Source organism: Methylocystis sp. Uni0008 (assembly GCF_056838045.1).
In genome coordinates, this window is record NZ_CM166370.1 from 453176 (window position 1) to 471626 (window position 18451).

General features: G+C 64.3%; 19 protein-coding genes and 2 tRNA genes. 14 read left to right on the forward strand and 7 right to left on the reverse strand.

What is annotated here, in order from left to right; genetic code table 11:
• Nucleotides 1–73: 73 nt before the first annotated feature.
• Nucleotides 74–487, reverse strand: a complete 414-nt coding sequence (locus tag AC0X69_RS02265) for a hypothetical protein (RefSeq protein WP_482610877.1) — start codon at nt 485–487, stop codon at nt 74–76.
• A 34-nt stretch (nt 488–521) separates the two neighbouring features.
• Nucleotides 522–1460, reverse strand: a complete 939-nt coding sequence (locus tag AC0X69_RS02270; RefSeq protein WP_482610879.1) for an aspartate carbamoyltransferase catalytic subunit — start codon at nt 1458–1460, stop codon at nt 522–524.
• 247 nt (nt 1461–1707) lie between these two features.
• On the opposite strand from AC0X69_RS02270, the gene nadA reads away from it, so the two are divergent.
• The 5 genes from nadA to AC0X69_RS02295 all read left to right on the forward strand — a co-directional run bounded on the left by nadA (nt 1708) and on the right by AC0X69_RS02295 (nt 6760).
• A complete protein-coding gene (nadA, locus tag AC0X69_RS02275; protein ID WP_482610881.1) occupies nt 1708–2808 on the forward strand; it encodes a quinolinate synthase NadA in 1101 nt (366 codons plus the stop codon).
• A 29-nt stretch (nt 2809–2837) separates the two neighbouring features.
• Nucleotides 2838–3458, forward strand: coding sequence for a DUF4202 domain-containing protein (locus tag AC0X69_RS02280; RefSeq protein ID WP_482610883.1), 621 nt, complete (start codon nt 2838–2840; stop codon nt 3456–3458).
• Nucleotides 3459–3465: 7 nt separating this feature from the next.
• Nucleotides 3466–5013: an L-aspartate oxidase gene (locus AC0X69_RS02285; RefSeq protein WP_482610885.1), complete on the forward strand. Its 1548-nt coding sequence runs from the start codon at nt 3466–3468 to the stop codon at nt 5011–5013.
• Nucleotides 5010–5861 carry a carboxylating nicotinate-nucleotide diphosphorylase gene (gene nadC, locus AC0X69_RS02290; RefSeq protein ID WP_482610887.1) on the forward strand — a complete coding sequence of 284 codons (852 nt, stop codon included), beginning with the start codon at nt 5010–5012 and terminating at the stop codon, nt 5859–5861. Before AC0X69_RS02285 ends, nadC begins: the two co-directional genes overlap by 4 nt.
• Nucleotides 5862–6049: 188 nt before the next feature.
• Nucleotides 6050–6760, forward strand: coding sequence for a class I SAM-dependent methyltransferase (locus tag AC0X69_RS02295; RefSeq protein ID WP_482610889.1), 711 nt, complete (start codon nt 6050–6052; stop codon nt 6758–6760).
• On the opposite strand, the gene AC0X69_RS02300 is transcribed toward AC0X69_RS02295, so the two are convergent.
• Nucleotides 6754–7638, reverse strand: a complete 885-nt coding sequence (locus AC0X69_RS02300; protein WP_482610891.1) for a ChbG/HpnK family deacetylase — start codon at nt 7636–7638, stop codon at nt 6754–6756. The two genes, AC0X69_RS02295 and AC0X69_RS02300, sit on opposite strands and share 7 nt — an antisense overlap.
• A 92-nt stretch (nt 7639–7730) precedes the next feature.
• Between AC0X69_RS02300 and AC0X69_RS02305 the strand changes: the two genes are divergently transcribed.
• From AC0X69_RS02305 to murJ, 3 genes are all read left to right on the forward strand, one after another.
• Nucleotides 7731–8708, forward strand: coding sequence for a glycosyltransferase family 2 protein (locus AC0X69_RS02305; RefSeq protein ID WP_482610893.1), 978 nt, complete (start codon nt 7731–7733; stop codon nt 8706–8708).
• Between the two features lie 69 nt (nt 8709–8777).
• On the forward strand, nt 8778–9194 hold the full coding sequence (locus tag AC0X69_RS02310) for a hypothetical protein (protein ID WP_482610895.1): 417 nt from the start codon (nt 8778–8780) through the stop codon (nt 9192–9194).
• 41 nt (nt 9195–9235) lie between these two features.
• Nucleotides 9236–10765: a murein biosynthesis integral membrane protein MurJ gene (gene murJ / locus AC0X69_RS02315; RefSeq protein ID WP_482610897.1), complete on the forward strand. Its 1530-nt coding sequence runs from the start codon at nt 9236–9238 to the stop codon at nt 10763–10765.
• Nucleotides 10766–10768: 3 nt separating this feature from the next.
• On the opposite strand, the gene AC0X69_RS02320 is transcribed toward murJ, so the two are convergent.
• From AC0X69_RS02320 to AC0X69_RS02330, 3 genes are all read right to left on the reverse strand, one after another.
• Nucleotides 10769–11152: a DUF2267 domain-containing protein gene (locus AC0X69_RS02320; RefSeq protein ID WP_482610899.1), complete on the reverse strand. Its 384-nt coding sequence runs from the start codon at nt 11150–11152 to the stop codon at nt 10769–10771.
• A 127-nt stretch (nt 11153–11279) separates the two neighbouring features.
• Nucleotides 11280–11711: a hypothetical protein gene (locus tag AC0X69_RS02325; RefSeq protein ID WP_482610901.1), complete on the reverse strand. Its 432-nt coding sequence runs from the start codon at nt 11709–11711 to the stop codon at nt 11280–11282.
• Between the two features lie 81 nt (nt 11712–11792).
• Nucleotides 11793–13025 (reverse strand): aspartate kinase, encoded by a 1233-nt coding sequence (locus AC0X69_RS02330; RefSeq protein WP_482610903.1) that lies wholly within the window; start codon nt 13023–13025, stop codon nt 11793–11795.
• 254 nt (nt 13026–13279) lie between these two features.
• On the opposite strand from AC0X69_RS02330, the gene ubiG reads away from it, so the two are divergent.
• Together ubiG and AC0X69_RS02340 are read left to right on the forward strand one after the other, a co-directional pair.
• A complete protein-coding gene (gene ubiG, locus AC0X69_RS02335; RefSeq protein ID WP_482610905.1) occupies nt 13280–14050 on the forward strand; it encodes a bifunctional 2-polyprenyl-6-hydroxyphenol methylase/3-demethylubiquinol 3-O-methyltransferase UbiG in 771 nt (256 codons plus the stop codon).
• A 77-nt stretch (nt 14051–14127) separates the two neighbouring features.
• Nucleotides 14128–14769: an invasion associated locus B family protein gene (locus AC0X69_RS02340; protein WP_482610907.1), complete on the forward strand. Its 642-nt coding sequence runs from the start codon at nt 14128–14130 to the stop codon at nt 14767–14769.
• A gap of 3 nt (nt 14770–14772) precedes the next feature.
• Here AC0X69_RS02340 and AC0X69_RS02345 read toward each other — a convergent pair whose 3' ends face one another.
• Nucleotides 14773–15321 carry a cupin domain-containing protein gene (locus AC0X69_RS02345; RefSeq protein ID WP_482610909.1) on the reverse strand — a complete coding sequence of 183 codons (549 nt, stop codon included), beginning with the start codon at nt 15319–15321 and terminating at the stop codon, nt 14773–14775.
• 552 nt (nt 15322–15873) lie between these two features.
• Between AC0X69_RS02345 and AC0X69_RS02350 the strand changes: the two genes are divergently transcribed.
• The 4 genes from AC0X69_RS02350 (at nt 15874) to AC0X69_RS02365 (ending at nt 17835) form a co-directional block, all read left to right on the forward strand.
• Nucleotides 15874–15948 (forward strand) — tRNA-Gly (locus tag AC0X69_RS02350).
• A 49-nt stretch (nt 15949–15997) separates the two neighbouring features.
• Nucleotides 15998–16864 (forward strand): 4-(cytidine 5'-diphospho)-2-C-methyl-D-erythritol kinase, encoded by an 867-nt coding sequence (locus AC0X69_RS02355; protein WP_482610911.1) that lies wholly within the window; start codon nt 15998–16000, stop codon nt 16862–16864.
• Nucleotides 16861–17673: a TrmH family RNA methyltransferase gene (locus AC0X69_RS02360; RefSeq protein ID WP_482610913.1), complete on the forward strand. Its 813-nt coding sequence runs from the start codon at nt 16861–16863 to the stop codon at nt 17671–17673. The genes AC0X69_RS02355 and AC0X69_RS02360 overlap by 4 nt, the downstream gene beginning before the upstream one ends.
• 86 nt (nt 17674–17759) lie before the next feature.
• A tRNA-Thr gene (locus AC0X69_RS02365) sits at nt 17760–17835 on the forward strand.
• Nucleotides 17836–18451: the final 616 nt, after the last annotated feature.

Below are 18451 nucleotides of genomic sequence, written 5' to 3' on the forward strand. Positions count from 1 at the left end.
GCGTCGACGCGGCAAGGGCGTCGCGGCGGATCGCTGAAAGGCAGTTCGCGCGCTTCGGCGGCGCGCGCATGCCTCAGGCTTTTGACGATCCGCTTCTGTTGCGCTTCTGCGGCGGCTTCGAGACCGGCGTCGGCTTCGCCGCCGGGCTCGGAGTCGCCTGAGCGATCTTGCGGCGATTCATGGCCTGACGCGCATAGGCGCCGCTGACATAGCCGACCGCGACGATGACGACGTAGACGATCACTAGGAAGCCGCCGCGCTGATTGGCTGACGCCGCCCTTTCGAGAAGGGCGATGACTTCGCTTTGATCGATGAATTTGTCGGCGACGACGCCGCAGATGACGCCGACGATAGGCACCAGCCATGACGGCAGCCGGAAGTAACCGAGCGCCGCCGCCAGAACAAAGGCGACGAGCCCGAACACATGTAAAAACTCGATCAAGATCGATTGTATGATGAGTCCGATGAAGCGGACGAGCTTGACCATTTCACTCCCCTGCGATCATTGATTTTGGTGAAGCTTACACATTCGGCAGGTGCTGCGCGAGCGCTTCGAGCACCGCCATCCGCACCGCGACGCCCATCTCGACCTGTTCGCGAATGAGCGATCTCGGGCTGTCCGCGACAGCCGTATCGATTTCGACGCCGCGATTCATCGGGCCCGGATGCATCACCAGCGCATCCGGCGCGGCGCAGGCGAGCTTCTCTTCGTCGAGCCCGAAGAAATGGAAATATTCGCGTGCGCTCGGCGTCAACGCGCCCGCCATCCGTTCGCGCTGGAGGCGCAGCATCATGATAATGTCGGCGGCGTCCAGCCCGCGCCTCATATCGTGGAACACCTCGACGCCGAGCCGCGACAGGCTGTCGGGCGCAAGCGTCGAAGGCCCCACGACGCGCAGTCGGGCGCCGAGCGCACCGAGCAGCAGGATGTTCGAACGGGCCACGCGCGAATGCAGGATGTCGCCGCAAATCGCGATGGTCAGACCCTCGATGCGGCCCTTGTTGCGCCTGATGGTCAGCGCGTCAAGGAGCGCCTGCGTCGGATGTTCATGCGCGCCGTCGCCGGCGTTGACGACCGAACAGTCGACCTTGCGCGCCAGAAGATGCGCCGCGCCGGCATGGGCGTGGCGAACGACGATGATGTCCGGCCGCATGGCGTTGAGCGTCACCGCCGTGTCGATCAGCGTCTCGCCCTTTGATTCCGATGAGCGCGCGACCGACATGTTCATCACGTCGGCGCCCAGACGCTTGCCGGCGATCTCGAAGGACGCCTGCGTGCGCGTCGACGGTTCGTAGAACAGGTTGATCTGCGTGCGCCCGCGCAAATTCGAGCGCTTCTTGTCGACCCGCCGCGACACTTCGATCGCCTCCTCGGCCATGTCGAGAAGAGTCTCGATGTCGGGACGGCTCAGTCCCTCAATGCCGAGAAGGTGGCGGTGCGGGAAAGAAGTTTGCGTCACCCCTGTGTGCATGCGCCGTCTATAGCAGCTTTGCTTCCCGCCGAAAGCGGGATGTCACGGGGCGCGCAGCGCCCTGTTTCCCTTGACATATGCTCTCGCCGAGCACATGTCTTGCGCGACAAAGCTTGCGGGATCTCGGTCCGCGGCCTAGTCTTGACAGCTTGAGCGCTCCGAGCGGGGATCCGTCTCGGAGATTTTATGGGGCCAACTTATACTCACTTTGAGTATAATACCCCAGGGGTGGACGATGACTCAACTGATTAACGACGTGCGCAGCAGACCGAGCGCGACGCGCGAGCGCGCCGCACAGGCGCTCGACGTCGGCCACTCCAGCCGCTTTCCGGCGCTGCCCCGCCCTGCTCTGGAATGGACGCCGGAGGTTCAGGCCGCCACGGCGCATCTTTACGAGCACGTGGCGAGAGTCATTCCGCCCGTCGAGTGGCCATTCCACGCGCCCTACGTGAAGGCGATCAACGATCTCAAGCATGTGCGCAACGCCACCATTCTCGCGCACAACTACATGACGCCCGAAATCTACCATTGCGTCGCCGACCATATCGGCGACAGCCTGCAGCTCGCGAAACTCGCCGCGAAATCCGACGCCGACGTCATCGTGCAGGGCGGCGTGCATTTCATGGCGGAAACATCGAAACTGCTCAATCCGAAGAAGGTCGTGCTGACGCCCGACCTGAAGGCGGGCTGCTCGCTTGCGGAGTCGATTACCGGCGCCGACGTGCGCGCGCTGCGCAAGGAATATCCTGGCGTGCCTATCGTCGCGTATGTGAACACCTCAGCCGAGGTGAAGGCGGAGGTCGACATCTGCTGCACCTCGTCGAACGCGGTAAAAGTCGTCGAGAGTCTCGGCGTCGATCGGGTGATCATGGTTCCCGACCGCTATCTGGCGCAGAACGTCGCGGCTCAGACGAAAGTGAAGATCATCGCCTGGAGCGGCGCTTGTGAAGTGCACGAGCGATTCACCGCCGAGGAGATCGAGAGCTATCGCGCCGATCATCCTGGCGTGCAGGTTCTCGCGCATCCGGAATGTCCGCGCGAAGTGATAGAGGTCTCGGATTTCGCCGGCTCGACGGCGGCGATGATCGACTTCGTGCGCAACAGGAAGCCGGCCCGCGTGCTGCTCGTCACCGAATGCTCGATGGCCGACAATGTCGCCGCCGAAACGCCGGACGTCGAATTCGTGCGGCCTTGCAACTTCTGCCCGCATATGAAGCGCATCACGCTGCCGAAGATCCTCGACAGCCTGCTCTACCTCCGCGAGGAAGTGACCGTTGACCCCGCAGTCGCCGAACGCGCGCGCCGCAGCGTGCAACGGATGATCGATCTGGGTTAAGCTGTGGCCTGACTTGAACAGGGCGGACAATGCTGGCGCTCGATGCGACGATTGCGGCCATCGACGCCGCCAATGCCGAGGATCCGCGTCGGATCGAGGGCCGAGCCTTTGAGCAGCTCTATGCGGAGCGCATGAGCGCGCGGCTCGCCGCGCTCTATCCGCACGCCTCCGATCTCCTGAAGATTGCCGCCCGGGCGCAACATCTGCGCCGCTGGGAGATCGAGCGCGCGAAATATGACGAAGGCCGTCGCGGCTACAACGACTGGCGGCGCGCCTGCCGCGTCCACCACGCCGATCTCGCCGCGGACATCATGCGGGCTCACGGCTATGACGCGCCGGCGATCGCGCATGTCGGCGCGCTGATCCGCAAGGAACAGCTCAAGAAAGACCCTGAGTCGCAAGCGCTCGAAAATATCGCGGCCATCGTCTTTCTCGAGCATTATCTCGACGATTTCCTCGAAAAGCATCGGGACTACGCCGACGACAAGCTCGTCGACATTCTCGGCAAGACTCTGTGCAAGATGTCGCCCAAGGGCCATGCGGCGGCTCTCGCCCTGCCCTTGCCGCCGCGCGCGCGCAGCCTGGTCGAAGCGGCTGTGGCGCGCGAAGCCCAGACGCTCGCGCGGCTTGCCGCAGTCGCCGTCGACTAGCCGGTCGATGCGCGAAGATTTGCCTCCCATCATCATCGTCGGCGGCGGACTCGCGGGCGTGTTCTGCGCGCTCAAACTGGCGCCGACGCCGGTCGCGATCTTCGCGCCGACGCCGATCGGCTACAGCGGTTCGTCCTTCTGGGCGCAGGGCGGCATCGCCGCCGCCGTCGAAGAGGGCGACACGCCTGAAAAGCATGCCGACGATACGGTGGCGGCGGGCGGCGGCATCGTCGAACGCGACATCGCGCTCGGCATGGCGCGCGAAGCCCGTGCGCGCGTCGAAGATCTCGCGGCGATGGGAACGCCGTTCGACCGCTCGGCGCTCGGCGCCTTCCTGCCGTCGCAGGAGGCGGCGCATTCACGCCGGCGCATCGTGCGCGTGCAAGGCGATGTCGCCGGGCGCGCGATCATGGATACGCTGGCGAAAGAAGTCGCCAGAACCCCGTCGATCCACATCGTCGAAGGCTATTCTGCGCAGGAGATCGTCGTGCGCGGCGGTCGCGCCGTCGGCGTCCTGGCCCGCGACGGGGCCGGCGTGATCCACGAGACCCCCTGCGCGGCGCTGATCCTCGCGACGGGCGGCATCGGCCATCTTTACCGGGTCACGACCAATCCGCTGGAAGCGCGTGGAATAGGCGTGGCGATGGCGGCGCGGGCCGGCGCGCTGATCGCCGACGCGGAATTTGTTCAGTTTCACCCGACGGCGATCGACATTGACGCCGATCCGGCGCCCCTCGCGACCGAAGCTCTGCGCGGCGAAGGCGCGACCATCGTCGATCGCGACGGCCGGCGCTTCATGCGCGACATCGATCCCGAAGGGGAGCTTGCCCCCCGCGACATTGTCGCGCGCGGCGTCTTCGCCAGCATCGCCGCCGGAAAGGGCGCCTTTCTCGACGCCCGTTCGGCTGTCGGCGCCGAATTCCCGACGCGCTTTCCGACGGTTTATGGAAGCTGCATGAGCGCCGGGATTGATCCCTCGCGCGAACTCATCCCGATCGCGCCGGCGGCGCATTACCATATGGGCGGCGTCTGGACCGACGCGCGCGGCCGCTCCAGCGTCGATGGCCTCTGGGCCGTCGGCGAAGTTGCGTCGACCGGCGTTCACGGCGCCAACCGGCTTGCGTCGAACTCTCTGCTCGAGGCGATCGTGTTTGGGGCTCGCGTCGCGGCGGACGTGCGCGCGACGCCGCTTCCGCCCGTCGAGGGCCGGCGGCTTCAGGCGGAGCGCCTCGAGCCGATACCGCGCGATCGAGATTTCGCGGTGATCGAGGAGCTGCGCGATCTGATGTCGGCGAATGTCGGCGTCATCCGCAACGGCGCAGGGCTCGCCGTCGCGGTAAGGTCGATCCGCCGCATGATTTCGCGAACGAGCGACATCGAGGCGCGCAATATGTTGACGACGGGCCTGTTCATAGCGGCGACGGCGTTCCAGCGGCGCGAGAGTCGCGGCGCGCATTTCCGCTCGGACTTTCCGCAGCCGGCGTCCGAGCTTGCGCGCCGCTCGCTCACGACTCTCGACGCCGTCCTGCGCGTCGCCCATGAGGTTGAGACATGATTGGCGAGTTGCCCCCGATACTGATCGAAGAGGCGGTCCGCGCGGCGCTCGCCGAAGATCTGGGCCGCGCCGGGGATGTGACGACGCAGGCGATCATCCCGGCGAACGCGCGCGCCCGCGCGGCGATCGTCGCGCGCCAGTCGGGCGTGGTCGCGGGAATACAGGCGGCGCGCGCCGCCTTCGCGCTGATGGATCCGCAAATCAATTTTGAAGCGGAGGTCGTCGACGGCGCCAGCGTCGCGCCGGGAGCGGTTGTCGCCATGATCTTTGGCCCCGCCCGCCCCATTCTTTCGGCCGAGCGCGTCGCGCTTAATTTTCTTGGTCAGCTGTCTGGCGTGGCCACGACGACGGCGCACTACGTCAGCGCGATCGCTGGCGCGTCGGCGCGAATCTGCGACACGCGAAAAACCACGCCGCTGCTGCGCGCGCTGGAGAAATATGCCGTGCGCTGCGGCGGCGGCGTCAATCACCGCTTCGGCCTCGATGACGCCGTGCTCATCAAGGACAATCATGTCGCGGTCGCCGGCGGCGTTATCCCCGCGCTCAGAGCGGCGAAGGCGAATGTCGGGCATCTCATTAAGATCGAGATCGAAGTCGACACCCTCGACCAGCTGCGCGAGGTCCTCGAAGAAGGCGCCGACGCCGTGCTGCTCGACAATATGACGCTCGCCGATCTGCGCAGCGCCGTGGCGCTCGTCGGGGGCCGCATGACCTGCGAAGCCTCGGGCGGCGTCACCCTCGCGAATGTCGCCGAAATCGCCAAAACAGGCGTCGATCTGATTTCGGTCGGGGCGCTGACGCACTCCGCCCCGGTGTTCGATTTCGGGTTAGACATTGAAATAAAATAGAAATCCAAGAAAGCCAAGCTTGAGCGGCAAATGCCGCCGGCCCGCTTCCGTGGCGCCGCTCGCGCTGATATAACCCCTTCCTCTTCGCTCGGAATCTCGAGAACGCGTCAGGAGCCATGCCTTCGTCATTCGTCCGCAAGCTAATCAATCGAGTGCGGCGAAGGCTATGGAGCTCCCCGATCTCCTCAATGCCGGCGCCGCTGCGCGCCGAGGCGACGCGCGACAAGAATCTCGTCGCCGAAATCGGCGACTATGAACGCGCCGTCGGCTTCGCCCACAGCGCCGGATCGATGCCGCTGCGAACGCTGGTGCGCATCGAGCAGCTGCTGGCGGGAACGGAAATTTCCTCGGCTGAAACGGGATGCGGAAAATCCACGATCTTTCTTTCGCGCATCGCCGAGCGGCACAAAGTGTTCTGTTACGACGACCGCGGCCAGAACGCGTCCAGCGTCGACTATTTCCTGAACTGTCCTGCGACGCGGCGGGACCGTCTCGACCTCGTCTTCGGTCCGACACAGCTCACGCTGCCGCGATATGAAGACCACGCGCCGTACGATCTGGTGCTGATCGACGGTCCGCATGGCTTTCCATTCCCGGAACTAGAATATTACTACTTCTACCCGCACCTGAAGACGGACGGACTGCTCGTCGTCGACGACATTCACATTCCGACGATCAGCCGGTTCGCCGACTTCCTGAGCGAAGACCGGATGTTCGAGAAGGTGGAGTTCGTCGGCTCGACCGCGATCTTCCGCAGAACCGACGAGCCGGTCTTCGATCCGCTGGGCGACGGCTGGTGGCTGCAGGACTTCAACCGCCGGCGCGCGCCGTTCCTGAAGGACATCTATCTGCGGGACGGCAAGAAACGGGCGCCGATTTCCTTCGAAGGGATCTACTGAGCCGCCTCCTGCTCGGCGTCGGCGCTCAGCTCCGGCTGTGACAGGCGCCCCAGGCGCAGGCCGCGCTTTTCCAGCATCTCCGGCAGGCGCGGCGAAAGCAGGAACGCCAGCTCCTGCTCGCGCGTGATCGTCACCGGATCGAGCGAGCGCAGCTCTTCATCGACATGGCCCGGATGGCACATGATCAGATGTCTTCGGCCGGGCGCTCGAAGGTAGCTTCGAAAGATCCTCGCGTAATCAAAGCTCGGGTGAAAGTTCGAAAATCCGGCGAAGCCATCGTTGACGGCGAAGCCGCGGCGACGCGCTTCCCGGCGGAAACCGCCGGCCAGCGAGAGCGCCGAGAGCGCCTTCCGAGCGTTGGCGCCACGCACGAGAATCCGATGCAAACCATCGCCAGCGTCGCGAATCCACGTCCGCCCCTCGAGCTTGCGCGCCGCCAGGGCGTCAAGAATCGCCGTCCTGACGCCGGGAAGGACATGGACATGCTGATGGCCGTCGACATGATCCGGCGGACGATCCATCACCGCTTCAAAGCGGTCCAACTGCCGGTCGATCTCCGCGCGGATTTCCTCCATAGGCAGGCGCCTGCCATACGCCATGCGGATAACGTTCGACAGCGGCGGGAACTCTCCATTCGGCGCGAACTTCGGCATCGACGATAGCGGCCGCCCCAGAGTGAGATTGAAATGCAGGCCGACGTCTGCGTTGCGACCACGGCGACACAGCTCGAGCCCCATCGCAGGCCAGCGCGGACCATTCACCAACGCCGAAACCGCCGTGATCCTCCCTGCATCGACGGCTTCCAAGATGCCGGCGCTGACCCCATAGGACAGGCTGTAATCATCCGCGCACAGCGCAACAATTCGATTTTCAGCCATCGTCCGCTCCATCCGCGCCGCACGGCGTTAGCCTAAACGCTGCGCCTGTTAATCCTATGCCGCCCCTATAAATATTGGTTTAAGCCTTTCCTATGAACAGTCCCGATATCTCCCTCATCATCCCCGTGTTCAACGAGGCGCAGAATCTCCGTCCGCTGGCGGCGAGAATTGCGCCGGCCCTCGACGCCTGCGACGTCTCTTACGAGGCGATCTTCGTGGACGACGGTTCCGGCGACGGGAGTCTGGACATATTGCGCGACCTCTGCGCCGAAGAGCCGCGATTTCGCGCTCTGTCGCTGTCGCGCAATTTCGGCAAGGAGGTGGCGATCGCCGCTGGACTCGACGAGGCGCGCGGTCGCGCGGTCGTGATCATGGACGCCGATCTTCAGCACCCGCCGGAAGTCATCGGCCAATTCATCGAGAAGTGGCGGGAAGGCTACAAGAACATTTACGGGCAGCGCGTCGACCGCGCCACCGATCCCAAGCTGCGCGTGGCGCTCACGCGTATCTTTTACCATTTGCTGGAGAACTTCGGGGACGTCCGGCTGCCGCCCGGCGCCGGAGACTTCCGCCTGCTCGACCGGCAGGCGGTGGACGCGCTGCTGACGATGCGGGAGCGCGCGCGCTTCAACAAGGGTCTCTTCGCCTGGATTGGGTTCAAGTCGATCGGCGTTCCTTTCGACGTCGACGTCCGCGCCGGCGGAGCGTCCAAGTTCAATTTCGCTCGACTGGCGCGATTTGCGCTCGACGGGCTGATGTCCTTCTCGTCGATTCCCCTCAAGGTGTGGACCTATGTGGGACTCGCGATTTCCGCCTTCGCGCTGGCCATGGCCGGTTATTATTGGATCCGCACCATGCTGTTTGGCGTCGACGCTCCTGGCTTTCCCACTCTGGTGGTATCGATCGCCTTCTTTTCCGGCGTTCAGCTGATTTCGCTCGGCGTGCTCGGCGAGTATGTCGCGCGCATCTTTAATGAGGTAAAGGGAAGGCCGCTCTATCTCGTCGCCGAGAGGCTGGGCGAGAGAGAGGGACTTGAAAACAAGGCGAGCGACAAAGGGGCGACGATCTGACTGCGACAAAAACGCTTTTCAGATGCTTCGTTGCTGCAACTGCATAATCCTGGGACAAGGCGTGATTACATGAGCTCCGATTCCCTCCGTTCGCTGCTGCGCGGCAGGAACCTCATCATTGCGGCGGCGGTCGTCGCGCTGTTCGCCGCCTTCGGCGCGCGCATGTGGCGCTTCGCGGCTCCTCCTGCCGTGCCGAGCCTGCTCGAAGGATTGCCCGAGTCAAAGACCGAGGCCGACCAGCAGCTCTTTCAGGCGCGGCTCGCCAAACGCTTCCACGTCGGTTCGACGGAGGTCGACGATCTCATCGACGAGCTGCGCAACGACGGATTCACGGTCGACGCCGACAAGGATGTCGCCACCTACGAACGCCAGGCCGACATTTCCGACAAATGCCGTCGCAGCGCCAACATTCACTGGTCTCGCGGAGAAGGCGACGAGCTCGCCACCATAACCGGCGGATATTATCTGCACTGCCCGAGACACTGAGGAGAGCGCGAGCTTAACGAAATGCTGCTAGGACGATTGCGATGATTCGCAATCTTCTCTCGGTCGGCGGCTTCACCCTGCTCTCGCGCGTGACGGGATTTCTGTCGCTCGCGATGCAGTCGGCGATCATGGGCGCGGGGGCCGTCTCCGACGCGTTTTTCATCGCCCAGCGGCTGCCCAACAGCTTTCGCGCGATTTTCGGAGAAGGCGCGTTCAACGCGGCGTTCGTTCCGTCCTATTCAATGGCGATCGAGCAGGAGGGCGACGCCGCGGCGGAGGAGTTCGCAGGGCAAGTCTACACGCTGCTTCTCGCCTCCCAGATCATCCTGCTTGCGATCGTCTGGACGCTCACCCCGCAATTCGTTTCGCTGCTCGCGCCCGGTCTCGATGATCGTCGGGAGAAATTCGCGCTGGCGGTCAATCTCACCCGCATCACCTTTCCCTATCTGCTCTTCATCACGCTTTTCGTCTTGCATATGGGCGCGCTGAACGCGCGCGGCCGCTTCGCGCTTCCCGCCTTCGCGCCCAATCTGATGAATTTTTCGGTCATGGCGGCGCTCGCGGTCGCTTTTCTTTTTCCGAACGCCGGTTACGCCGCGAGTTGGGGCATCACCGTTTCCGGCGTTCTCGAGCTCGGACTGTTGATGTGGCAGGCGCGGCGGATTGGCGTCCTGCAGCGTTTGCGCAAGCCGCACTGGCCGCGCGTGCGCGATTTCTTCATCCGTCTGGGGCCTGCGATCATCGGCTCGGCCAGTCCGCAGATCGCCGTGCTCGCCGACACGATTCTTTCGTCGATGCTGCCCGACGGCGGCGTCTCGTCGATTTCTTACGCGGAGCGGCTTTACCAGCTTCCGGTCGGCGTCATCGGCATCGCCGCAGGCACTGTGCTGCTGCCCGAAATGAGCCGCCGCCTTGCTGCCGGCGACGAAGAAGGCGCGCATCACGCGCAGAGCCGAACCATGGCGCTCACGGTCGCGCTCGCGGCGCCGTTCTTCATCGCCTTCGACACGATTCCCGAACTGATCGTCGCCGGGCTCTTTCAGCGCGGCAGGTTTTCGGCGGCCGACGCCTATGCGGCGGGCGACGTGCTCGCCGCCTATGGCGCCGGCTTGATGGCGCTTGTGCTCATCGCCTCGGCGCGGGCGAGTTTCCAGGCGCGCGGCGACACAAGGACGCCGATGCTCATCGCGCTGGCGGCGCTCGCCGCGAATGTCGCATTGAAGGTCGTGCTGTTTCGGCCGCTCGGCGCCGTCGGCCTCGCGACGGCGACGTCCGTTGGACTATGGATCAACCTCGCCGCGCTCGTCGGAATCGCGCTCGCCCAGGACTGGATGCGGTTCGACGAAATCTTCGTGAAGACGCTCGGCGCGACCTTCGTCGCCTGCGCCTTGCTAACCGCGGTCGCGATCTTCGGCCGGTCGGCCGCTTTGGCGCTCGGCGCGCATTTCGGCGCGCTCGCCAATCTCGTGGCGCTTACGGCGCTTGGAATCGGCGGCGCGCTCGTTTATGCGGGCGCGCTCATCGTCGCGCTTCGAGCCGGCGGCGTGACGATCGCCAGCCTTCGGCGATGACCGTCAAACGAACTGGGCCAGGCCGGGGATCGAATCGACGATCTCGCGCAGCTTTTCCGGTCCGATCTTGGTTTCGGCATATCCGAAAATCTCGTGGCCTAGCGCCGGAATCTGTCCCATTTCAATACCGGCCCCATTGAGCTTGGCGCCAAGACCCATCAGCCCGCCCATGCCGCTCAACAACCCGCCGAGTCCGCCCGCGCCGGCGCCTGACGATTCGGCGGCGTCGATCGCCTCACGCGCGCCGGGAAGCTTGTCGAGGAATTCAGCGACGGCGCCATCAGGCGACTCCTTTTGCAGGAAGCCGAGAACGAGGCCAACGCCGGTCCTGGCGACTTCTGCGTCAACGCCAAGAGCCGCCGAGACGCGCGCCACCAGTTCATCCATGAGGGCCTCCCCTTCCAAAGCCGGAAAACGCCAGACTGTCGCCGCGACGGGGAGGAAAATCAAGCGCAACGATCGCGCTTGTCGCCGCCAGAAAGGCTGACGCGCGGGTCGCGCGCCAGCCCGATCATTACGCCTGCTGTCGCAGATCCGTCGGCAAGTCGGTGCGCTCGCGCAACGCGGGCAGAATGCCCTTGATCTTCTCGGCGCCCTCGGCCCCGAGAATGTTTTCAGCGCGATTGATCACTTGGCGAACCAACGCGTCGGTTTGCGCTTCACTGATCCCGAGCTTTTCGAGCTGACCAGCGAGAATATTCAGATCTGCTCGGCCGTGGCCAATAAAGCTCGTCATGCCTTCGATGACCTGCGTAACGCCGCCGTCGCCGGTGTGCTGAGCTGTGTCAATGGCCTCTTGAGCGCGCGGCATTTTGGCGATCATTACCTGCATATTGCCGGTCGTGTCCTTGTCGCGAAGAAAACCGAGTACAAGGCCGAGAGCTGCTTTGGCGACCGTCGGATCGAGCTTCGTCTCGGAAACGACGCTACTGGTGAGTTCTTCCATTGGACATCCTCCACGCGAACCATTGTGGTTGCGGTAGATGTCGCGGCAACGCTCGCTTTCAAGCGTTGCGATACTGCTCAGCTAAGCGGCGTCGAGGCCGTAGAGCGAGTGCAGCGTTCGCACAGCGAGTTCCGTGTACGCTTCGTCGATCAGCACAGAAAACTTTATCTCCGACGTGGTGATGGCGCGAATATTGACGCCCTTTTCTGAAAGGGCGTGAAACGCCTGAGCGGCGACGCCGGCGTGGCTGCGCATGCCGATGCCGATCGCTGAAATTTTGGCGACGTCCTTCTCGCCCGTGATATGCGCGAAACCAACCGCGTCCTTGACCTTTTCGATGATCGCGAAGGCGCGCTCATAATCGGCCGTTCCAACCGTGAAGGTCATGTCGGTCATGCCTTCCTCGGAAACGACCTGCACGATCATGTCGACGTTAATCCCCGCCTCGGCCAGGGGCATGAACACCGCGGCCGCGACGCCCGGCTTGTCGGCGACGCGCCGAAGCGTGATCTGCGCTTCGTCACGCGAGAAGGCGATGCCTGTGACGACCTGGGCTTCCACGATGTCCTCCTCGTTGCAGATCAGCGTCCCCTGGCCCGGATTCTCCGGATCGTCGAAGGAGGAGCGCACATAGGTCGGCACGCCGTGCACCATCGCGACCTCGACCGAGCGCACCTGCAGGACCTTCGCGCCCAGCGACGCCATTTCGAGCATCTCTTCAAAGGCGACCTTGTCCATGCGCCGCGCCTTGGGCACAACGCGCGGGTCAGTCGTGTAAACGCCGTCGACATCGGTGTAGATATCGCAACGGTTGGCTTTGATCGCCGCCGCGAGCGCGACCGCGCTCGTATCCGACCCGCCGCGGCCGAGTGTCGTGATGCGCGCTGTTTCGCGATGAACGCCCTGGAAGCCGGCGACGACCGCGACTTCGCCCCGGCTGAAACCCTCGACGATGCCCGCGCCATCGATCGACTCGATCCGCGCCGCGCCATGCGCCGCATTGGTGTAGATCGGGGCCTGCCAGCCGAGCCAGGAGCGCGCGGGCACCCCCGCCTTCTGCAACGCAATCGCGAGAAGTCCGGCCGTCACCTGTTCGCCCGATGCGACCACGGCGTCATATTCGCACTGGTCATAGAGCGGCGCCGCCTCCCGGCACCAGGCGACGAGCTCGTTGGTCTTGCCCGACATCGCCGAGACGACGACAGCGACCTCGTGCCCCGCCTCAACCTCGCGTTTCACATGGCGCGCGACATTGTGGATGCGTTCGACAGTGGCGACCGACGTGCCGCCGAATTTCATGACCAGGCGTGACATGAAGACCGGAAAATGGGCGTGACGCTCGCGTCGCGCAGGAAGCGGAGCTATATGTGTCCGCGCTGGCGGGACTGTCAACGGCAGTTCCGCCAGCGCGATTATGCGCAAGCTCCTTGCTCTTGGGGCGCGTGCTGCGCGCTCCTCAGGATGAGAAGTTTTCACATCGTTCCTCTGACCTCATCCCGAGGAGCCCGATGGCGCCCGAGGACGAGGCCGGATAATCCAAATGCCCCCAATCTCCGCGAGGCTCCTCATTGCCCCAACATTCCGCGCCCCACTCCGCCAGCGTCGACCCCGAAGACGTCGCGCGCTTCAACCGGTTGGCCGAACTCTGGTGGGACAAGAACGGCAAGATGGGGATTCTCCATGAGATCAACCCCGTTCGCGTCGCCTATATCCGCGATCACGCGCGCCGTTTCATCCAGCACGACGCCGGCGCGCTGAACGCGCCGGGAGACCGACCGCTCGAGGGGGTGCGCATCGCCGATATCGGCTGCGGCGGCGGCATATTGAGCGAGTCGCTGGCGCAGCTCGGCGCGCAGGTGACGGGAGTGGACCCTGCGCCGAACAACATCGCCATCGCGAAACAGCACGCCGAAAAATCCGGCCTCGACATCGATTACCGCAATATCACAGCCGAAGACCTCGCAGCGGCCGGCGAGCAATTCGATGCGGTGGCGGCGCTCGAAGTCATCGAACACGTCGAAGGCCCGCGCGAGTTTGTCGCCATGCTCGGGCGGCTGCTGAAGCCGGGCGGGCTCCTCTTCCTGGCGACGATCGACCGGACGATGAAGAGCTATCTGCTGGCCATCGTCGCCGCCGAATATGTGCTCGGCTGGGTGCCGAAGGGCACCCATAACCACGACAAATTCATCCGCCCCGACGAACTCTCGTCATGGGTGCGGCAAGGCGGCATGCGCGAGATCGATCGTGCGGGGATGAGCTTCCAGCCGCTGACCAAAAGCTGGCGAAAAAGCCACGACACAGACGTCAATTATTTGATGACGGCGCGAAAAGACGGATAGTTTCGGGTCCACTGCACAGGCGCGAACAACGCTGACGCTCTTGTTCGCGCCGACGCCAGGCGGTACAATCTGAGCCTATGCCTAGAGAATCTCGCACGCGCTCACGTCTCCTCGTCACTCTCGCCGCCATCGGACTGGCCGTCTCCTTCACTTTCGCCGCAGCGGAAGCGAAGCCGAAATCCGCTGAAGAGCCTACAGCCGAGGACGCAGCCAAGGCCAAGCGAAAGCCGGCAAAAAACGAGAAAGCCGAGAAACCGGCCGCGGACAAAGGCTCGGAAAAGCCGGAGCAGCTCGGAAGCTACGGAGAATGGGGCGCTTACGCCGCCCAGAACGGCCGCAACAGGACCTGCTACGCGCTCGGACAGCCGAAGGAACGGAATCCCAAAGCCAAGCTCAAAGACTCCGCAGCCTATATCTTTATCTCCACTCGGCCCGCCGAGAACATTCACAACGAGGTCGCCATCAATCTGGGCTACGCGACGAAGGACGGCTCGGCCGCAGTCGCGGACATCGACGGCGACAGCTACGAGCTGATCACCAAGGGAATGAACGCCTGGGTGAAGGATCAGTCGCGGGAGAAAGAATTCGTCGGCGCGCTGCGCGGCGGCGCGAAGCTTATCGTGAAGGCCTCTTCGTCCAAGGGCACGAGCACGACCGACAGCTATTCGCTCAAGGGATTGTCTGAGGCGCTCGCCCGCGCCGTGCAGGAATGCAAATAGAAGCTAACGCGGCCGGACCGCAGTTTGCGGGACCTCTCTGACCGACGCCGCGATGGCGCGGAGTTCGGACGCGACCTCCGCGTGTTTTGTCGCCAGCTGATCGAGATCGCCGATCTCGACGTCCTGCGGAACGACGCCGGGCCATTCGGTGCTCGCGCCGAAAAACCAGCGCCCGCCGTCCAGAAGCCGCGCGGTGTGAAACGTGTCGCCGGGGATCAGCAGCTGAACGCGCTGGCCTGCGCGCAGATCAGGCCCGACCACCACGCGCTCGGACGAGCCGTCGCCATGGAGCATGAACAGCTCCAGCGGATCGCCGAGATAATAATGGTAAAGCTGATCGTTGCGGATTCGGTGCAGTCGAACCGGCGCATGCGGCGTCACCAGGAAATAGAGCGCCGAACCCACTGGCCCGGTACGGGCGAAGGGCGGCGGCAAGGCGTCGGCGCCAAAGGACAGCTTGCTCGTATAGGTGGTGCGGACGAAGCCGCATGTCGCGTTGGGTTCAAGCGCAAGCAGCTCAATGATGTCGTCACAGTTCAGATCATCTGACATGGCGCCCTTCCCTTTTGAGCCTTTTCGGCTGGCGTCTCTGCGTAACCGAGCCGCCGAATCAGGCCCGGGGTGCGGTGATCTGGCCGCCCGGCGCCGCCTGGGGCCAGATAGTATAAATGCTATGATACCAAGTATTTAACCAAGGCAAATACTGTCTGTGGTCCTTGTTCTTCAGGCCTGCTTCGTCAAACTACACCCACCATGGCAGTCCCCCTGTAGCTGTCTTGGTGGACGGCGGCGGTTTTCATCGCTGCATCATCACCCGCCGCCGTCCATATCCTGCGGCAGGAGCCGACAACATAAGATGGCGAAGTCGGCTCGATCCTCGAGTATCTGGTTGGCTTCACAGCTTTTGTCGGGCGCCGCACAGGATCGCGCCGGACGGGCATATTGCCGGAAACGCCGCATGATCCAGTGACGTGACGACGCTCCGGGAGCCGTTCCCTCCCGGAGCGTCGATCCAGGCGCATGACGCCAGTTGCAAAGCAAATTCGTTTCCGGCATAACGACGCGCGCGACGGTTCGGCGACATGCTTTGCCGGCGCGACGGATGCGGGTGTAGCTCAGGGGTAGAGCACAACCTTGCCAAGGTTGGGGTCGAGGGTTCGAATCCCTTCGCCCGCTCCAATTCAACGGGCTCCGCGAATTCGCCCCAACATGCGGAGACCGGGGCCAGATGCTGACGACGCGCGCCCCCGCGAAGATCAATCTCACGCTTCACGTTCTCGGCCGTCGTCAGGACGGCTATCACGCGCTCGAAAGCCTCGTGGCCTTTTCCGGCGCGGGCGACACGCTGTCGCTCACGCCGGGCGATGCGCTGGCGCTCGACATTTATGGACCGACCTCGTCGGCGGCGGGCGCAGGCGACGACAATCTCGTGCTGCGGGCGGCGCGGCGACTCGCCGAAGAGATCGAGGGCCTGCGGCTCGGCCGCTTTCGTCTCGAGAAGCGCCTGCCGGTCGCGGCGGGCATTGGAGGCGGTTCGTCGGACGCCGCAGCGGCGCTGCGCCTTCTCGCGGCGGCGAATCAGCTCACGCCCGACGACCCGCGCCTGCGCACGGTGGCGTGCGCGGTCGGCTCAGACGTCTCGGTCTGTCTCGAGCCCCGGGCGCGAATGATGCGCGGCGCGGGAGAAAGTCTTGGCGAACCGATCCGCCTCCCGCCCCTGCCCGCCGTGCTGATCAATCCGGGCGTTCCAGTCGAAACCGGGCCGGTCTTCGCTGCGCTCGGACTGCAGCCGGGCGCCTCGCTCGGCGGCGCGGCGCATTCGGAGATCGGCGCAGCGCCGAGCGCCGAAGAACTTTTCGCGATGCTTGCAAAGTGCCGCAACGACCTTGAGGACGCCGCCTGCCTGCAGGCGCCGGTGATTGTCGACGCGCTCGCGATGTTGCGCGGCGCGCGCGGCTGCAGGCTCGCGCGAATGTCGGGCTCTGGCGCGACCTGCTTCGCCCTGTTTTCGACCCCTCGCGACGCGGTCCGCGCCGCCCGCGTGATTCGCGCCGACCATCCGGGATGGTGGGTCAAGACGGCGGCGCTCCGATGAGCCGCAGGCCGCCGCCTAGAGACCGCAGCGCGCATGAGAAAGGCCGCCGCGCGCCCACGACGCCATCTGAGGCGCGCGGACCCTTCCGCCCTGCCTCGCCCGACCTCGTCGCGGTCTATGGCGCGCATCCGGTGCGCGCCGCGCTGACCGCGCGCAGGCGCAAGCTCTTGACGCTCTACGCGACGGAAACGGCGCTCCCGCGCATTCAGGACCTCGCGCGCACGGCGGGACTGGAGCCGCGTCTCGTCGACGCGCGCGATCTCGAGCGTCGGCTCGGCGCGGACGCCGTGCATCAGGGGCTGATGCTCGAAGCGCGCCCGCTGCCGCAGGCCGACATTTCCGACATCGTCAGCGTCAGCGGCGTGGCGCTCGCGCTCGACCAGATCACCGATCCGCATAATGTCGGCGCGATCCTGCGCACCGCCTGCGCCTTCAACGTCGACGCCGTGATCGTCACCGAACGGCACAGTCCGGAATTCTCCGGCGTCCTCGCGAAGGCGGCGTCCGGCGCTCTGGAGTTTGTGACGATCGTCTCCGTCGTCAATCTGGCGCGCGCGCTCGATGAGCTTGCCGAGCGCGGCTATGCGCGCGTCGGTCTCGATTCGGAAGGCGCCGAATCGCTCGCGAGCGTCGCGTTGTCGAAGCCGCTGGTGCTGGCGCTCGGCGCCGAGGACAAGGGACTGCGGCGGTTGACGCGCGAGCGCTGCGACGCCGTCGCGCGGCTCGATCTTCCGGGTCCGATCAAGAGCCTCAATGTGTCGAACGCCTGCGCAGCGGCCTTGAGCGTCGTCACGACGCGTCTTGGATGAGCGGCGCGCTCGCCTTCCGGGATTGACCTCTCCGGCGGCTTGGACGCATAGAGAAGTCGCGCGACGCGCCTCGTTTTACGCCACGGGCCGGTTTAGCTCAGCTGGTAGAGCAACTGATTTGTAATCAGTAGGTCGCGGGTTCGAATCCTGCAACCGGCACCACCGATCGCCATCTTCGCGGTTCCTGCGCGATCAGCCAGGAACTCATCCTGGACGATGTCCTTTCTGTCGTCGCCGACGCGACATGCCGTCGAAGATTTTACTGACTTCTAAATATTGGCCCGCTTCATCGGCATGCTCCAGCGGCATGTCAGGCCTATTCAAACGATCCACCCGACGTTACCACAGGCAGAGCTTTCAGCGCGCGAGTTTTGCGAGACATCGTCGAGCAACATGCGCGGACAATCCGTCACCGTGTTGGTCGCTTGAGAAGCGCGCTTTGGGCGCGTCGCCGCCATACCCTAAGTTCGTGATATGCTGCGCTAACTGACGCTCGCGCCAATCCTCGCACCGCGCAACCATTTCGGCAGTCGCGCGTTCTCTAAGTGTCATCTCGGCGAGAACGCGTTCTGCACTCCAGAAACGATATTGAGGAGGAAAAATATGGGGGCGCTAACGTTCACTCGAAACGCTGCGGCCACTGTGGGCGCAATAATGATAATGCTCGTTACGCCCGCAATGGATGCACAGGCGCAAGATGCCTGCAAAAAACACTTCCATGCAGGGACTGCACGCGGATGGTCGGTTTCGCGGGTTCGGAACAACGCTGTTAGGGCGT

What these genes read in the sequence shown, in the direction of transcription:
- AC0X69_RS02265 (WP_482610877.1), bottom strand. Translation starts at nt 487, where the DNA reads ATGGTCAAGCTCGTCCGCTTCATCGGACTCATCATACAATCGATCTTG.
- nadA (WP_482610881.1), top strand. Translation starts at nt 1,708, where the DNA reads ATGACTCAACTGATTAACGACGTGCGCAGCAGACCGAGCGCGACGCGC.
- AC0X69_RS02280 (WP_482610883.1), top strand. Translation starts at nt 2,838, where the DNA reads ATGCTGGCGCTCGATGCGACGATTGCGGCCATCGACGCCGCCAATGCC.
- AC0X69_RS02285 (WP_482610885.1), top strand. Translation starts at nt 3,466, where the DNA reads ATGCGCGAAGATTTGCCTCCCATCATCATCGTCGGCGGCGGACTCGCG.
- nadC (WP_482610887.1), top strand. Translation starts at nt 5,010, where the DNA reads ATGATTGGCGAGTTGCCCCCGATACTGATCGAAGAGGCGGTCCGCGCG.
- AC0X69_RS02295 (WP_482610889.1), top strand. Translation starts at nt 6,050, where the DNA reads ATGCCGGCGCCGCTGCGCGCCGAGGCGACGCGCGACAAGAATCTCGTC.
- AC0X69_RS02300 (WP_482610891.1), bottom strand. Translation starts at nt 7,638, where the DNA reads ATGGCTGAAAATCGAATTGTTGCGCTGTGCGCGGATGATTACAGCCTG.
- AC0X69_RS02305 (WP_482610893.1), top strand. Translation starts at nt 7,731, where the DNA reads ATGAACAGTCCCGATATCTCCCTCATCATCCCCGTGTTCAACGAGGCG.
- AC0X69_RS02310 (WP_482610895.1), top strand. Translation starts at nt 8,778, where the DNA reads ATGAGCTCCGATTCCCTCCGTTCGCTGCTGCGCGGCAGGAACCTCATC.
- murJ (WP_482610897.1), top strand. Translation starts at nt 9,236, where the DNA reads ATGATTCGCAATCTTCTCTCGGTCGGCGGCTTCACCCTGCTCTCGCGC.
- AC0X69_RS02320 (WP_482610899.1), bottom strand. Translation starts at nt 11,152, where the DNA reads ATGGATGAACTGGTGGCGCGCGTCTCGGCGGCTCTTGGCGTTGACGCA.
- AC0X69_RS02325 (WP_482610901.1), bottom strand. Translation starts at nt 11,711, where the DNA reads ATGGAAGAACTCACCAGTAGCGTCGTTTCCGAGACGAAGCTCGATCCG.
- AC0X69_RS02330 (WP_482610903.1), bottom strand. Translation starts at nt 13,025, where the DNA reads ATGTCACGCCTGGTCATGAAATTCGGCGGCACGTCGGTCGCCACTGTC.
- AC0X69_RS02340 (WP_482610907.1), top strand. Translation starts at nt 14,128, where the DNA reads ATGCCTAGAGAATCTCGCACGCGCTCACGTCTCCTCGTCACTCTCGCC.
- AC0X69_RS02345 (WP_482610909.1), bottom strand. Translation starts at nt 15,321, where the DNA reads ATGTCAGATGATCTGAACTGTGACGACATCATTGAGCTGCTTGCGCTT.
- AC0X69_RS02355 (WP_482610911.1), top strand. Translation starts at nt 15,998, where the DNA reads ATGCTGACGACGCGCGCCCCCGCGAAGATCAATCTCACGCTTCACGTT.
- AC0X69_RS02360 (WP_482610913.1), top strand. Translation starts at nt 16,861, where the DNA reads ATGAGCCGCAGGCCGCCGCCTAGAGACCGCAGCGCGCATGAGAAAGGC.